This is a genomic window from Microcoleus sp. S28C3 (genome assembly GCF_036700785.1).
Lineage (GTDB): Bacteria > Cyanobacteriota > Cyanobacteriia > Cyanobacteriales > Microcoleaceae > Microcoleus > Microcoleus asticus.
The window spans coordinates 1-15,210 of record NZ_JAUBPO010000134.1; the positions used below are offsets into that span (position 1 = coordinate 1).

13 protein-coding genes are annotated in these 15,210 nt (G+C 46.8%); 10 read left to right on the forward strand and 3 right to left on the reverse strand.

Annotation, left to right across the window (positions count from 1 at the left end):
- Positions 1-62: 62 nt before the first annotated feature.
- The 5 genes from QUA13_RS28265 (at position 63) to QUA13_RS28285 (ending at position 4,109) form a co-directional block, all read left to right on the forward strand.
- The gene (locus QUA13_RS28265; RefSeq protein WP_333203886.1) at positions 63-821 is read left to right on the forward strand and encodes an ATP-binding protein; all 759 of its coding nucleotides are present in this window, start codon (positions 63-65) and stop codon (positions 819-821) included.
- Between the two features lie 71 nt (positions 822-892).
- Positions 893-1,105, forward strand: a complete 213-nt coding sequence (locus QUA13_RS28270; protein ID WP_333203888.1) for a hypothetical protein — start codon at positions 893-895, stop codon at positions 1,103-1,105.
- Positions 1,106-1,527: 422 nt separating this feature from the next.
- Positions 1,528-1,995 (forward strand): ribosome maturation factor RimP, encoded by a 468-nt coding sequence (gene rimP, locus QUA13_RS28275; protein WP_333161177.1) that lies wholly within the window; start codon positions 1,528-1,530, stop codon positions 1,993-1,995.
- A 270-nt stretch (positions 1,996-2,265) separates the two neighbouring features.
- Positions 2,266-3,552: a transcription termination factor NusA gene (gene nusA, locus QUA13_RS28280; protein ID WP_333190845.1), complete on the forward strand. Its 1,287-nt coding sequence runs from the start codon at positions 2,266-2,268 to the stop codon at positions 3,550-3,552.
- 278 nt (positions 3,553-3,830) lie between these two features.
- Entirely contained in the window at positions 3,831-4,109 is a 279-nt protein-coding gene (locus QUA13_RS28285; protein ID WP_172191971.1) for a YlxR family protein, read from the forward strand.
- A gap of 77 nt (positions 4,110-4,186) precedes the next feature.
- On the opposite strand, the gene QUA13_RS28290 is transcribed toward QUA13_RS28285, so the two are convergent.
- Positions 4,187-4,474, reverse strand: a complete 288-nt coding sequence (locus tag QUA13_RS28290; protein WP_333203890.1) for a hypothetical protein — start codon at positions 4,472-4,474, stop codon at positions 4,187-4,189.
- A 54-nt stretch (positions 4,475-4,528) separates the two neighbouring features.
- On the opposite strand from QUA13_RS28290, the gene infB reads away from it, so the two are divergent.
- The 4 genes from infB to QUA13_RS28310 all read left to right on the forward strand — a co-directional run bounded on the left by infB (position 4,529) and on the right by QUA13_RS28310 (position 10,913).
- Entirely contained in the window at positions 4,529-7,708 is a 3,180-nt protein-coding gene (gene infB, locus QUA13_RS28295; RefSeq protein WP_333203892.1) for a translation initiation factor IF-2, read from the forward strand.
- Positions 7,709-8,120: 412 nt separating this feature from the next.
- A complete protein-coding gene (locus QUA13_RS28300) occupies positions 8,121-8,861 on the forward strand; it encodes a low-complexity tail membrane protein (protein ID WP_333203894.1) in 741 nt (246 codons plus the stop codon).
- Positions 8,862-9,102: 241 nt separating this feature from the next.
- Positions 9,103-9,327 carry a hypothetical protein gene (locus QUA13_RS28305; protein ID WP_333203896.1) on the forward strand — a complete coding sequence of 75 codons (225 nt, stop codon included), beginning with the start codon at positions 9,103-9,105 and terminating at the stop codon, positions 9,325-9,327.
- Positions 9,328-9,737: 410 nt separating this feature from the next.
- Positions 9,738-10,913, forward strand: coding sequence for a glycosyltransferase (locus tag QUA13_RS28310; RefSeq protein WP_333203898.1), 1,176 nt, complete (start codon positions 9,738-9,740; stop codon positions 10,911-10,913).
- Positions 10,914-11,076: 163 nt separating this feature from the next.
- Here QUA13_RS28310 and QUA13_RS28315 read toward each other — a convergent pair whose 3' ends face one another.
- Both QUA13_RS28315 and QUA13_RS28320 read right to left on the reverse strand, forming a co-directional pair.
- Positions 11,077-12,204, reverse strand: a complete 1,128-nt coding sequence (locus QUA13_RS28315) for a glycosyltransferase family 4 protein (protein WP_333203899.1) — start codon at positions 12,202-12,204, stop codon at positions 11,077-11,079.
- A 599-nt stretch (positions 12,205-12,803) separates the two neighbouring features.
- Positions 12,804-14,012, reverse strand: a complete 1,209-nt coding sequence (locus tag QUA13_RS28320; RefSeq protein ID WP_333203901.1) for a DegT/DnrJ/EryC1/StrS family aminotransferase — start codon at positions 14,010-14,012, stop codon at positions 12,804-12,806.
- An 889-nt stretch (positions 14,013-14,901) separates the two neighbouring features.
- Here QUA13_RS28320 and QUA13_RS28325 point away from each other — a divergent pair.
- Positions 14,902-15,198: a transposase family protein gene (locus tag QUA13_RS28325; protein ID WP_333203903.1), complete on the forward strand. Its 297-nt coding sequence runs from the start codon at positions 14,902-14,904 to the stop codon at positions 15,196-15,198.
- The last annotated feature ends 12 nt before the right edge of the window (positions 15,199-15,210 follow it).

The following is a 15,210-nucleotide window of genomic DNA, read 5'->3' on the forward strand; positions in this document are numbered from 1 at the left end:
GCTGCAATGAATGATGAATACATGATGCTTCTTCTCAAATCCTTTTGTCAAGACTGATTGAGATGCTCTTACCCTGCAATAATATCCCTATTGCCAAGGAATATATTGCCGATTTGATCGGGATGACTCGGCTGTGCCAGCACAACGTTACTTCGACATCAGAATTTGAGGATAAGTCCCAGGAGATTGAGTTAAATTTTATTGTTGAAGATTTGCCAAAAATTATTGATTCAATGGAGCTAGGAACAGAGCGACTTTACAATCTTTCTATGTCACTGCGTAATTTCTCTCGGTTGGATACATCGGCACTAACGCCAGTGAATATTCACGATGGGCTAGATAGTACCTTATTAATTTTAGCGCATCGACTGAAATCTAAAGGAAGTTTCCCAGGAATTGCAGTGATTAAAGAGTATGGCAAATTGCCGCTAGTCGAGTGTTATCCGGGGCAACTTAATCAGGTGTTTATGAATATATTGGCGAATGGAATTGATGCTTTAGAAGAGTCTACGATCAGTTGTCCGCTGTGTGGGGAAAAGAAACAGAGCAATGACAGTCCACAGATTCGGATCTGCACTGAAATGCTTCAGGATGACAGAGTGGTGATTCGGATTGCTGATAATGGGGTTGGTATAACTCAGGAAGTAATGCAGCATTTATTCACGCCGATGTTTACTACTAAATCAGTGGGTAAAGGCACAGGTTTAGGTTTGTCGATTAGCCGTGAGATCGTAGAAGGAAAACATGGTGGTAAGCTGACCTGCATTTCCTCGCCCGAATGGGGGGTAGAGTTTGTAATTGAGCTTCCAATTCAGCATTAGTAATGGGGATTTTTTAGGGTTAATCTTAGTTTTGCTGCTTTGTCAATATACCGTTAATCATGCGATCGCCCATGTCTAATCTACCAATCACCATCACTGTCAAACTCTTGGCCGCCTATCAAGAAGCAGAGGGCTTGTCCCAACTGAAATTAGAATTTCCCAAAGAAACCTCCGTATCGCAAGTCCTAGAACGCCTGAGTGCCGCCAACAGTTCTAGAGGCGACCCACCCGCTTCGCTATCAACAAGGAATTTGCCCTCGCCCCACCCCACTCCAAAACGGTGATGAAGTCGTCCTCATTCCCTCTGTCAGCTCTCCCCCTCTCCCCTCGGACGCTCCCCCGAGGGCGATCAGGTTTGTCACCGGGCGGGCGATCGAGCTAAACTTAGAACAGAGGCCTCCCTTCGATCGAAAGAAGTCCTCAAACTTCTTGGAAGAAATTGTTTTACCTAGGAGTGGGTCAAGCCCACTTTTTTTGTTGCATTAGTCGCAGGAAAAGAGCTCAGGGCGTCTGACTTGCAAGTTGAGGACTGATTTAGTAGGGGTAATCCCCCCGCTTGAGATCCCTGCTGGGATGTTAGGTAAGTCCCAAAGTTGAAGACGAAAGTCGCAGCCACCTAATCAAACCACCTCAAAGCCAAGCAATCTCAACAACAAATTTTTCCTTGCCGTGTCCGAGTTTAGGAGTTTTAACTTAAGTATTCGATATGACTCATCCCCTAATCCCACAAATCATTGACTTAGCTACCCCCGTTGCGGAAACACTGGGATTGGAAGTAGTGGGAGCAGTGTTTCACACCAACCAAAATCCTCCCGTCTTGCGGGTAGACATCCGCAACCTCCAACAAGACACCGGTTTAGGCGACTGCGAGCGCATGAGCACAGCCCTCGATGCCGAGTTAGAGGCAGCCGACATCATACCCGATGCCTACGTGCTAGAGATTTCCAGTCCCGGAATATCCCGATTGCTCAGCAGCGATCGAGAATTTATTACCTTTAAAGGTTTCCCCGTGACAGTCAAAGCTACCGAACCGGACTCGCGAATCAAAGAGTGGAAAGGACTGCTCCTGTCCCGGGATGAAACAGCGGTTTATCTCAATCAAAAAGGGCGACAGGTTAAAATTCCCCGCCCTCAGATTGTCAAAGTTGAACTAGACGAAGGAAAGGAGAGGTAAAGGGAAATTTTGAGTTTTGAGTTTTGAGTTTTGAGTTTTGAGATTGCCTCGCAGCAAGCTGAAAACGCTTGGCTGCGAGTTAATTTTTAACAATCCTATCTGTAGCAGCGGGTTGAATAGGGACAACAAATAAATTGTTACAGCACCGAGTTACCCTAATCCAATCCAGTAACTCATCACTCCTCTTTCATCACTTTTCCTTGAAACTTTTCAAGTACAAATTACCGATTACCAGTTACTTATTACCACAGCAAAAAAGGAGCGTTTTATATGTCAATGGTTCCCCTGCCCGGACTAAAAGAAATGGTCGAAGGTATTAGCAAAGAACGTAATTTACCCAAACACGCCGTCCAAGCAGCCTTGCGAGAAGCCCTGCTCAAAGGATACGAACGCTACCGCCGTACCCAAAAACTCGATCACTTCAGCGAAGAATACTTCGACAACTTTGATGTAGAACTCGACGCCGAACAAGAAGGTTTCCGCGTTTTAGCCAACAAAACTATTGTCGAAGAAGTCATCAATCCCGATCACGAAATCTCACTTACGGAAGTGCAAGAAGTAGCCACGGAAGCTCAACCGGGCAGCATCGTGCTCGTAGATGTAACACCAAATCAAAAAGAATTTGGTCGCATGGCCGCCATCCAGACGAAACAAGTTCTAGCTCAAAAACTGCGCGACCAACAGCGCAAAATGATTCAAGAAGAGTTTAAAGATTTAGAAGAAACCGTTCTTCAAGCAAGAGTTCTCAGGTTTGAGAGGCAGTCGGTAATTTTAGCAGTTACCAGCAGCTTCGGTCAGCCAGAAGTAGATGCCGAACTCCCTAAGCGCGAACAGTTGCCCAACGACAATTACCGGGCCAACGCTACATTCAAGGTTTATCTCAAAAAAGTAGGCGAAGGCTCTACTAGAGGGCCGCAGTTACTTGTTTCTAGAGCGGACGCAGGTTTGGTGGTTTACCTGTTTGCTAACGAAGTACCAGAAATAGAAGACGGGGTGGTGAGGATTGTCGCCGTAGCCAGGGAGGCAAATCCGCCCTCCCGGCACGTCGGCCCCCGGACTAAAATAGCAGTTGATACTCTCGATCGCGACGTAGATCCCGTAGGAGCCTGCATCGGAGCGCGGGGATCGCGGATTCAGGTAGTAGTCAACGAATTGCGCGGCGAAAAAATAGACGTGATCCGCTGGTCTCCAGACCCAGCAACTTATATTGCCAACGCTCTGAGTCCCGCTAGAGTAGATGAAGTGCGTTTAGTTGCTCCCGAAGGCAGGAGAGCTCACATTTTGGTCGCTGAAGACCAACTCAGTCTTGCCATTGGCAAAGAAGGTCAGAACGTCCGCCTCGCAGCCCGCCTCACTGGTTGGAAAATCGATATCAAAGATATTGCTAAGTACGATCGCGCCGCCGAAGACAGCAAATTGGCAGCAGAAGCAACTAGGCTCGAAGAACTAGCAGGCGACTACGACGCAGACGAAGCAGGCGACTACGACGACGAGGAAACCGCAGAATTTGAGGAAGAGGAGGCAGTCGCCACGGAGGAAACCGAAGCCGCCGTCTAAAAACTGTGACATTTACCGAAGAAGAATTCAGAATTCAGGAGGCAGAATCCAGAATGGGTTCTGTGCGACAGGATGGAGAATCGAGGTTGAAATCCCGCGATTTTAATCGGGGATCGCAAAAAATTTTTCCGTGACCGTTACCCCTGACATGGGGCATGGCGTATTTTGAATTCTGAATTCTGTCTTCTGACTCCTTGTCATAAGATTTTCTCTCTTCGGGAGACAAGGAGGACTTGTCCCCTACTCCCCCCTCTCCCCCTACTCCCCCTCTCACTCCGATGAAATCGAACTACCGGTGCTGTGCAAGTTGTCGAAAAATAGCTCCTAAGGAAGCTTTTTGGCGAGTAGTCAGGCTCTATCCTTCTCATCAGGTACAATTAGATCGTGGCATGGGCCGATCTGCTTACCTTTGTCGGGAAGGCGAATGCCTCAAAGCAGCTCAGAAAAAAAATCGACTTGGGCGATCGCTCAAAGCGCCTGTGTCTGACGAACTGTACCAAACACTTTGGCAGCGTTTAGCCACATCTGACTGTACATCTTACTCTGACCGGGCCTGACGAAAAACCGACAATGGTTCGGTATCGACTGTATAAACCCTCTTGGCAGCCCTACCAGTAATTACCGGTAGCGCCAGCTATAAAACCCCAATCCGATCTGCCCACCAGTCTGGAAAGATTTGTGTCAGATTAGATAAGGGTAGGGTACTACCAGAGGTATCCTCAAGGTGGAAAGGCAAACTTTGAAGCTTGAGATAGTGGGTTTTGCCAAAACTCAGACTTCGGAGTTCCAAGTTCCCAAACAGACTTGAGAATTCTTCAACCGCAGACTTCAGCGAGTTGCATCTTTTTAGATAAAATTGCTGAGCGAGTACCAAAACCCCGATTCCTGACACTGAATCAATCACAGCGAATGATGTCGTCATTAGAACAAAAAATCACAATGTAAAAACTGGTTGGCACAAAAGAGGGCAGAGTGGATGAACAACGGCAAAGTAAGAATTTACGAATTATCACGGGAACTAAATTTGGATAATAAAGACATCTTGGCAGTTTGCGAGCGGCTCAATATTTCAGTCAAGAGCCACAGCAGCACAATTACAGAATCAGAAGCAGAGCGCATTCGCAAAACGGCGGAAAAATACGTAGCCAGCAGCCACTCTTCCCCCGGCAAGCCAGCTCCCCCCGAAAGAGCAGCAGCGCCATCTAGAGAATCTGGCCCTCACCCTAACGACCAACAAAAAAAGCAGCAAATTTTAGAAATACGCAGTCCAAAAGTACGGCCGGCTGGTGCAAACTCCCAGCCTGCGGGCAACGAGGAGCAAAAAAACCAGCCTGGGGCCACCGTGGCAACTCCTCCCAAGTCGCCCGCAGCTCAACAACTCCAGCCTCCAGCTAAACCAAATATCAATCGACCTGTACTGTCGAAGCCAAATGTGGCTGTCTCGGCCGCTCCGTCAGAAACAGTGTCGGAAACAGTGTCGGAAACAGTAGGTGCGATCGCGGAAACAACCGCGCAGGCTCAGGCACCTCTGACACCTCAACCTTCATTGGAAAAGGCTCCCGAACGCACCAAGCAACCGCCGCTCGCTCCCCCCGGGCCGTCGGCAAAACTCACGTCGCCGCCAGTTAGAGCAGCGTCCGAGTCGGCTAGCCGTACCCCACAAAATCTGGGAAACAAGCCGGTACTCAAACTTGCAAAAACCGAGCAAGAGCAATCAGAACAGTCAGAAACTCTGGAAGCGCCGGCTAAACCGAGCCGCCCCAGCAGACCTGCACCGGGAACTGCTACCGAATCTCGCGACGCGCAAAGACCGCGCCGGGAAGGCGTTGGTGGCCCAGTAAAAACTCAACTGGCCGATCGACCCCAGCCCGGCGGCCCGCGCCGGAGTCTTGCCCCCGCAACGTCAGCTACCGGGCTGCGTAGCCGGGGCGGTGGCACCGGAGCCATAGGGGATGACACTGATGACAATGAAGAAGATAATACCCCGTTGCTGGAGATTCCTCTCCTCGAAAGGCCCTCCCTCCCTCGTCCTGCCAAAAAGACATCGGTCATTTGGGAAGAAGATGATGACGAAAACTCAGATGCTGCTAAAGCTGCTAAGGCTGTTAAGGCAAAACGTTCTCGCCTCAAACCCATAGACGAGGATGATGATGACTTAGAAAACGGCTTGGATCTGCCAGCACCAGTCACGGTCAGCCTGTCCCTAGCCCGCCCAGCTAAAGCGAAGGGACAAGCAGCACCCAAGTCAACACCAACTCCGGGCGCACCCGGAAGCAGCGGAAAAAATAAGAGACCAGGCCCTTCTCACGATAAAAGTTCTTCTTCAGGCTCCAGTGGGGGACGCGGCAACCGGGGCAAAACAGCGGAAGCTAAGGTAGAACGTCCAGAAAAGCTGCTGCTGAGCAGGCCGATGACCGTTCAAGAACTAGCAGTTACTCTGGCTGTTCCCGAAACCGAAATTATTAAGCGGCTTTTCTCTAAAGGAATTGCGGTAAATATAACCGAAACCCTGGACATTCCAGCGGTGAGGATGGTAGCCGAAGAAATGGGCGTAGAGGTGGAAACCCCAGAAAAAGTAGCCCCAGCTATCAAAGTGATCGAGATGCTGGACGCAGCGGATTTGGAATACCTAGAACGCCGTCCCCCAGTAGTAACGATTATGGGTCACGTGGATCACGGTAAAACTACCTTGCTCGACTCGATCCGCAAAACCAAGGTGGCTCAGGGAGAAGCTGGGGGCATTACCCAGCACATCGGTGCTTACCACGTAGATGTGGAACACGAAGGCAAGAGCCAGCAGGTGGTATTTTTGGATACGCCCGGCCACGAAGCCTTTACAGCGATGCGGGCTCGGGGAACACGGGTTACGGACATCGCCATCTTGGTGGTGGCGGCCGACGACGGCGTGCGACCCCAGACAATTGAAGCGATCAGCCACGCGAAAGCGGCGAAAGTGCCAATTGTGGTGGCTATCAATAAAGTTGACAAGGAGGGTGCTCAGCCGGAACGGGTGAAGCAAGAGCTTACTGAGTATGGCTTGGTGGCAGATGACTGGGGCGGCGATATCACGATGGTTCCAGTCAGCGCGATCCGAGGCGAAAACCTGGATACGCTGTTGGAAATGATTCTGACAGTGGCGGAAATGGAAGACCTCAACGCCAACCCGCACCGACCGGCTAAGGGTACTGTGATTGAAGCTCACCTCGACAAGGCAAGGGGGCCTGTGGCAACTCTGCTGGTGCAGAACGGCACTCTGCGAGTGGGCGATATTGTGGTCGCAGGCTCGGCTTTGGGCAAGGTGCGGGCAATGATCGATGACCGGGGCGAGCGCGTAGAGCAAGCAACTCCATCCTTCGCGGTGGAAGTGCTGGGGCTGCGGGAAGTTCCTCGCGCCGGAGACGAGTTTGATGTCTTCGCAAACGAAAAAGAAGCTGCTGCGATCGCCTCTGGAAGAGCTACCTCCCAAAGAGATTCCCGCCTGCTGCAAGGCGGCCGGATCAGCCTCAGCGGCTTCTCTCAACAAGCTAAGGAAGGCGTTCTCAAGGAACTCAACTTGATCTTGAAGGCAGATGTCCAAGGCTCCCTCGAAGCAATTGTCGGCGCTCTGACTCAACTTCCTCAAAAAGAAGTTCAACTCCGACTGCTGCTATCTGCTCCTGGGGAAATTACAGAAACGGATATTGACCTCGCGGCAGCCAGTAATGCTGTAATTATCGGGTTCAATACTACTCTCGCCACCGACGCTCGCCTCGCCGCCGACCAAGCGGGGGTAGACGTGCGGGAATACAGCATCATCTACAACCTCTTGGATGACATTCAAGGGGCGATGGAAGGCCTGCTGGAACCCGAATTGGTGGAAGAACCTTTGGGTCAAGTCGAAGTGCGCGCTGTCTTCGCGATCGGTCGCGGGGCTGTGGCTGGATGTATGGTACTCTCTGGCAAAGTCATCCGTAACTGTAAGGTGCGGGTGCGTCGGGGCAACAATGTCGTTTACGAAGGTGTCCTCGACTCCCTAAAACGGATGAAGGAAGATGCCAAGGAAGTCAATGCGGGCTTTGAATGCGGCATTTCCTTGAGCGGGTTTAGCGACTGGGCGGAGGGCGATCTTATTGAAGCCTACCGGATGGTTACTAAGCGCCGGACTCTATCTCAATAGTTTTGAGTTGTGAGTGTTGGGTTGGAAGAGAAGTTTTGAGCGAAGGCAACTAAATTGCCGATCGCTCGCCACTATTCTCTTCACTCAATACTCCCAAACTCATCACTCGCAACTTTTGTTTTCAACTTCTAGCAGAAGCAAGAAGGAAAAAGGTTTTAGTTATCAGGGAGAGAAGGAAGAATCAATAAAAGCAGAGATGTCAGCAATTAAAAACGTCCTAATCGTCTTGCCTGTTGCTGAAAATTCAAAATTTAAAACTCAAATAAGAATTACGCAAAGCAACCGATATTCTTCCCAAAATGCTCGGTTTGACCGCTAGATATGTACTCTTCGCACCGGATTTCTGGGTCAATAGTGCGTCTGAGACTGTTAAAACTCATAACTCATAACTCATAACTCATAACTATTTAAAGTGCGTTCTTTTTGGTCAGATCCTTTTTTGTGGATTCATCTTTCTGGGGCGGCTACATTGCCGATTTTCCTGGGACTGTGCTTGCTGGGACTCGCAGTGGGTTCTCCCCTGCTCCCTGTGTGGTTAGAAATGTTTTTAGTGGCTGTAGCAGGTATTGTTCCTGTGCTGTGGATGCAGTGGTTCCGCCCTTTTTACATTTTTAGTATTTTAGTGGTGGCGGTGAAACCGCAGAATTTAACTTCTTTGCAGCAGCGGATTCTGACTCGGTTTAAAACTAAGTTAAATAAAGGAATCGCTCTTTTTGTTGCTGTTTTGCTGGCAGTAATTTTGTGGCAGCTCTACCGCTTCGCTCCCCTCGCAGCTTCGGTGGCTCCCTTTCCTCCTTCCTTGCGGTGGGCTGGATTGTTGTTGGCAGCTTCTGCTTTTTTAGCTAGCAATTTGTTTTTGCAGGTGTCTGCTAGTGTCATGGGGGTTTTGCTGACGCCGGAATCAGAATTTGCAGCGACAAAGCCTCATGTTTTAGAAAAAATTCGGCAGGATTTTACGATCGCGCCTTGGCAAGTCGATCGACTTTTGCCGGCTTTGGCAGCCGAGACAACTGCCGCTGTTGCTGCACCCGCAGAGTCAATTGAGCCAGCATCCGGCATAGGGAATTCGTCAGCCGGCAGTATTGTCAACCCAAAACCTGCTGACACCAACGGCGTTACATTTCTACCCGAACAGTCGAGCGAAAAAAAGTGAAATAAATAATTAAGATGGGCACAATTGTAATTTAAGCTACTTTACTTTGGACAGATGTATGCTGTAAAAAAAACAGGTAATGCCCCTCTTCTGATTGAGATTATTAATAGTCTTAATATTTAATTTTTAATCGCAGGTTGTGGATATTTTATATTGGCTATCTGGAGATAAGAATCTATAATAGAGAGTGTCAAGGTAAGCTTTCAATGCTTACAGGGGATTAAAACAGAGGTATAACAATATGGCGAATTATCTACCGATCGCAGAAGAACCTCAAGCCGCAGAGCCGATCGATCTGTGCGAAGATTCTGAAATCTGGGGCAGTCTCAAATCCGCGATCGGCGCAAGTTCGGGATTTCAACGCTGGCAGCTAGAACTCAATTTTGAGCGTCAGCAGCAAAATGCCACCATCGATCAGCAGGTTCGTTCCTATCTGCGGGAAACTTTAGAAACTTTGGCTTACTGAATTCCTTAAAACCAAATATTGTCACGGTTTGTGAATTTTACAGGCAAATTCTGCTGGCATCCCCTCCAATATGCTAAGTGAGTACCCAAAGTGAGCAAAGAGCCCAACTTCGGACATCAAATTGCAGGGGAGAGTATTTCTACTTACTAAGTCTGGATTAATTCTCGCATTTTACTTGCAGCACACTATCAGAAAAATCAAGAAAAAATTAGCCTAAAACCCCCCATACAAAGCGACTGCAGCCGCTGTCTATTGACGTGACCGTTGCCAAAACTCTTTATAATAAGGCTGAAGCAAAATAAAATTAATAGTGCGGTCGTGGCGGTACATCAAACCGTCCCAATCACCGTGTTTACACATCTTTTGCACCGTAAGTCCTATTAAATACTGTACAACCAGAGTTGAGGAAAATGCGCTTAGTCATAGTTCAGTATGCCGGCGATTACGCAGAAGCCTTTCAGCGTTTAGCCAAAGGTGGAAACGAAACATACTACGCTCAAAAATATTCTGTTGATGCCGTTACCGAAATGGCAAAACGAGCGGAGTCCGTAACTGTTATTTGCTGCATGACACCAGAATTTAACGATCTGGTTCTAGAAAACGGCGTGCGGGCGATAGGTTGCGGATTTAGTCACCCAATTAATTCCCAAAAATTGATCGCATTAATTGCTGCACAAAATCCGACTCACTTAATCATGCGGACAGTTCTTCCAGACGTTTTTAAGTGGGCAATCAAAAATAAAATTAGAACCATCGCTGTATTTGCAGAATCTATTGCGACCAGAAGTTGGCGAAATAAAATCCGCAACTATTTTCTAGCCAAGTTGTTGAATAACAAGCAAATAGAATGGGTAGGGACTTACTGCCTTACTTCATCTTTATTGTTCAAACAAATTGGAGTGAAACCAGATAAAATAATTCCTTGGGACTTCCTGATAGAGACCAATCCAGGCTCTTTGTCGCCGAAAGAACTCCCACCGACCCTCAACACTTTGAAACTCTTTTACGCGGGCTTGTTAATACAAAGCAAGGGAGTTGGTGATATCTTAGAAGCCGTAGCCAAGCTAAAAGAGCGGAATATATCAGTTAACTTAAAATTGGCAGGTACAGGCGAAGAAGAGTTTTTTGCCCAGCGAGCCGAACATTTGCAAATTAAAGATTCTGTAGAATTTCTGGGAGTAATACCAGCTCAGACTATAGAACCCTTAATGAGAGAATGCGATCTCGTTTTGATTACTAGCAGGCACGAATATCCCGAAGGTTTTCCACTGACAATTCAGCACGCTTTACGCACTCAAACACCGATAGTAGCTTCGGATCACCCGATGTTTAAAATCTATTTAAAGAACGGCGTTAATTCCATGATTTTTGATGCGGGAAACTCTCTGGCTTTAGCCGAATCTATCGAAAAAGTAATTTCGGATTCAGCGCTTTACCACAATCTTTCTGTCGCTTCTCACTCAACCTGGTATGAGTTGCGCCTACCTGTCAAATGGGCAGAATTGATCGATCGCTGGCTGGATGATTCCCCTGAAAGCAAACAGTGGTTATTTGACAAACGGCTGGCTTCTGGAGGCTACAACTAACTCAAGGCAAAGTTAATAATTAGGTCGCTTTAATTAAACTTGAGTAGGACTTATATGTAGTCCTGTCATATAATCACCATCAGGCAAGTAGTGAGGACGAAGAGTCGTTTCTTAAAGATTTTAGGCAATAAAGACTCTTCGTCAGTCCTCTCCTTTTTAGTATTTATTTTGCCTGCATTTTTTCCCGAATCTGCTTTCCGCGCCTAGCAGCAACTTGTGGCCAAGTCAACTCCAAAGCTCGCTGGCGGGCGGCGGCTCCCATCTTAGCCCGCAAATCAGGAGAATTAGATAGTTTTCGCAGTCCCTCCACCCAGGCGTCTGTATCGTAGGGATCGAGAATTATGCCGTCAATGCCATCACGCACAACACCGCCTCCTCCCATCGGTGAAGTGAGAATCGGCAAACCATGACCCATTGCTTCATAGATAACGAGTGCGCTACCTTCCTCCAGACTGGGAAAGGCAAAAAAGTCAGCTTGGCGATAGGCAGAACTGTAGTCCAAGGCATAATCAAAATGAACTACATCAGGACGTTCCAGCAAATGGCTGCAAGTTTGAGCGATCGCCGGTTCGAGTCTGCCAAAAATTGTCAGTTTTCCCTTAATCCCTGCTCGCTCCCAAGCCTGCAAGAGCAGGTGAGTCCCTTTGCGGACGCAGGCAAAACCGAGAAACAGGATGTTAATTTCCTCTGACGGCGGTTTGTGAGAGTTATAATTGGGGAAATTTTCGGGCGACCAACCTTCAGTGGTTAACAGCAGTTTTTCTTCAGGAACTCCGGTTTCTTGAAACGATTTTACTACTGCCGGACTGGGACAAAACAGAAAGTCAACTAGCTTGAGTTTTTGCTCTTCGTTCTTAATTGTTTCTGGGGTAATTGCGTGTTGAGGTTGCAATTCCAAGCGAGAGTAAGCATCGTCAAGGATACTCTTAGCTTGCCTTTGACAAGTATTCACTCGCTCCCAGAAAATCGGCTTGCTCTGCTTGTTGACGCTCTTTACAGTATCTAAGGAGAGACCGGGCCACAAGTAGGCAGCATCAAAATCTTTGAGATCTTTGAGAAAACGCTTCTCTGTCTTAATTTTGGGAAGACTGGGGCTGCGGTAATACAGTTTTTTCAGAAATGACGGAATTGCTTCAACTATATTGGAGCCGCGGCAGGAGCGATCGCAACTCGGGACAACCATGCGAGCCTTCAGCTCAGGGTGTTGCCATTCTTTGCACACTGAAAAAAATACGTGGCTGATGGCTCGGTCATTGCAATGTATTGGGGATAAAGCACTCAGTTTTAACATGGGATTCATCTTGAGTTAACTAGAGTTTTTCTACTTTTTTCTAAACACGGAGATAGAAAAATGAGGCTCGGTTTAGAGACCAGTCTCGTTTGATTTAAAAGTAGATTCTGCCGTCTGACAGTGATTGTATGGTGACAAGATAACATTTCAGTAAATTCACTGACAAGGCCCTGAACCCAAAATTATGTATTTTTACTGTAAAGAATGAAGCAGCAGCATCCAAAACGCACTGAAAATTTTTCCAATATGTTTAGCGTCCTACTAAATAGGGCTTTTCAAGCGTTTTAGATAACTTGGCGATTGAAATTGCTGCTACACATACTCTCCTCCTGGATATTACGGGACTAAGATAACAGACCGGGTTTTAAGCCCGGATTTACTAAGTAAGACCACTTAAAAAAACAGAATACCCTGAACCCCAACTTCGCGCCTAGTTGTCGGGAGTCTAAAAGCTATTGGATTTTACGTTTAATTAAAGTGAGGTGCTGATAATTACCTTGTCAAGGGCGTTGTGAAGAAAAAAACATCGAAAAAAAACATCCTAGCTGCTTTTGTGAAAAAACAGCTAGGATATTTTAATGACAACCTATTTCAGGACTTTAGGCTGCTGTTGCCAAAACCAGATTCTTAGTTTGGCCGATCGCCAAACATTTTTTAACAGCAGCAATGACATCTTCCACATCTGCATCTGTTAATTTTGCCGAAATCGGCAAGCTAACTGTATGCCGCCCGATATACGCAGCATTCGGATAGTCTTCCGGCTGCCATCCAAACATTTCCTGATACACAGGATGTTCCGGCATACTCATGTAATGCACGCCGACACCGATATTTTCAGCATTCATAGCGTTGAGAAACTCGTCGCGACTGATTCCTGCTTTGGCTTCATCTACCAGAATTGTGTACAGGTGATAAGCGTGAATTGTATCCGGTTCTGGCTTGGGGGGCAAAGTAATCGGCAAATCCGCAAATGCTTCGTTGTAGCGCTGCCAAATTTGCTCCCGCCGCTGCCAATAAGGAGTAATTCGTTTCATTTGATGAATGCCGATCGCAGCTTGCAGATCCATCATATTGTATTTAAAACCGACTTCCACCACTTGGTAGTGCTTGTAACCCGAGTCTCCGAAACGCTTCCAAGCATCTTTGCTCATACCGTGCAGCGCTAAAATGTTGAGCCTGTCGGCGTCTTCTTTACTGGCCGCCAGAATCATTCCTCCTTCGCCCGTCGTAATGTTTTTGGTAACATAAAAGCTAAAGCATCCGAAGTCGCCAAATGTGCCTGCTTTACGTCCCTTGTACTCTGTTTCGATCGCGTGAGCGCAGTCTTCAATTAACTTCAAGTTGTGACGGCTAGCAATCTCGCAAAGCGCATCCATATCGCAGGGACGACCTGCGAAATGAACCGGCAAAATTGCTTTAGTTTTTGAAGTTATTTTAGCTTCGACTTGAGCCGGGTCAATATTCATGGTCACCGGATCTACATCCGCCAGTACAGGTGTTGCCCCGGCGTGGACGATCGCATTAACTGTAGCGCAAAAAGTCATCGGAGTAGTAATGACTTCATCCCCCGGTTGTAACGAAGCAGCCAGGAGGCTCAAGTGCAGTCCCGCCGTACAAGAATTGACTGCTGTGGCGTACTTGGAACCCTTGTAAGCATTGAATTCGTCTTGAAATCTCATGACTTTCGGGCCTGTACCCAACCAACCTGTTTTCATGGTTGCCACCAATTCTTGTATTTCAGCATCTTCGATCGCCGGAGCGCCGAAAACCAAGAAACGGTCTTTTGAACGAATTGGATTGTTGTTCATTTTCCTAATGTTACCCAGTAAGTAGAGTTGATGGATGGAAAGTTTTAATTAATGGTGTCTCTGCGTTTTTTATTTCATTTTTTTTGATTCCAGAGTTTTTGCTAAAAGGATACTCTTAGCTTGCCTTTGACAAGTATTAACTCGCTCCCAAAAAATCGGCTTGCTCTGCTTGTTAACGCTCTTTACAGTATCTAAGGAGAGACCGGGCCACAAGTAGGCAGCATCAAAATCTTTGAGATCTTTGAGAAAACGCTTCTCTGTCTTAATTTTGGGAAGACTGGGGCTGCGTTAATACAGTTTTTTCAGAAATGACGGAATTGCTTCAACTATATTGGAGCCGCGGCAGGAGCGATCGCAACTCGGCAACACCCTGAGCCTTCAGCTCAGGGTGTTGCCATTCTTTGCACACCGAAAAAAATACGTGGCTGATGGCTCGGTCATTGCAATGTATTGGGGATAAAGCACTCAGTTTTAACATGGGATTCATCTTGAGTTAACTAGAGTTTTTCTACTTTTTTCTAAACACGGAGATAGAAAAATGAGGCTCGGTTTAGAGACCAGTTTCGTTTGATTTAAAAGTAGATTGTGCAGTCTGACAGTGATTGTATGGTGACAAGATAACATTCCAGTAAATTCACTGACAAGGCCCTGAACCCAAAATTATGTATTTTTACTGTAAAGAATGAAGCAGCAGCATCCAAAACGCACTGAAAATTTTTCCAATATGTTTAGCGTCCTACTAAATAGGGCTTTTCAAGCGTTTTAGATAACTTGGCGATTGAAATTGCTGCTACACATACTCTCCTCCTGGATATTACGTACTAAAATAGACCTCTTGCGAAAGTGCGATCGTTCTAGGTAAAATAAAAGAAAAAATGAGCTTAATAATATGAATTACGAACAATTACAAAAGTTAACCCCCAAAGACTTTAAACGCTACTGTGGAGTGCATCAAGAGACATTCAAAGAAATGGTAAAAATAGTTAAAGCGGAAAAAATACTTCAAAAAAAATCAGGAAGACCAAGTAAATTGTGCGTAGAAGACCAAATTTTAATGACATTATCCTATTTGCGAGAATATCCTACTTTTTTTCATCTGGGAATTAAATGGGGTATTAATGAATCAATAGTTCGGACAGTTTTTAAGCAGCCAGAGTACCATAAGACAAGACTGAAGGAAGGTTAGGGTGATTTAAAA